This window comes from Azospirillum sp. UFLA03-27, from assembly GCF_059803775.1.
In genome coordinates, this window is record NZ_JAUQTX010000547.1 from 1 (window position 1) to 588 (window position 588).

The window sequence follows — 588 nt, forward strand, 5'->3', positions numbered from 1 at the left end:
CAACGGGCGATCAGCCCGCCCGCCCCCAGCGACGCGGGGATGGCGGCGGTGAAGACGACCGCGGTATAAAGGCCGAGAAGCCCCGGATCGACCCCCAGGTCGGGCGCCGCCTGCGGCGCGATCACCGGAATGGCGAAGAGACACAGCCCGACGAACGCCTGAACCGCCGCCATGGCGATCAGAGGCAGCAACCAGACGTTCATGGGGACTCCACAAGGAAAGGGACGGGCCGATGGCCGGCGGGATTTCGTTGCATGCGGTGGATGTGGCGCGCGGGGTGCCCGCCGAGGGGATGCGGGTGGAACTCTATGCTTTGCGGGACGGACAACGGGACAGGCTAGCGGAAAGCCGTTTGTGTGCCAATGGCGCGCTCGACCATCCGGTGGTCGGCGGCGCGGGCGTGACGGCGGGCGTCTACGAGGCGGTGTTCCACATTGGCCCTTGGCTGCGCGCGCAAGGGGCGGGAGGGGCGGAACCGGCCTTCCTGGAGGAGGCGCCGTTCCGCTTCACCGTCACCGACGTGGCGCAGCACTACCATCTGCCGCTGAAGTTCACCCCCTGGGGCTATTCCCTGTTCCGCGGGGCATA

At 68.9% G+C, this 588-nt stretch carries 1 protein-coding gene and 1 pseudogene; one reads left to right on the forward strand and one right to left on the reverse strand.

Translation table 11 applies throughout. The features are described 5' to 3' along the window. Positions 1-203: pseudogene (locus Q4I23_RS33005) on the reverse strand (MFS transporter); the annotation flags it as partial. A gap of 89 nt (positions 204-292) precedes the next feature. Between Q4I23_RS33005 and Q4I23_RS33010 the strand changes: the two are divergent. Further along, positions 293-588, forward strand: a 296-nt coding sequence (locus Q4I23_RS33010; protein ID WP_247889378.1) for a hydroxyisourate hydrolase, incomplete at its 3' end; no start/stop codon positions are given.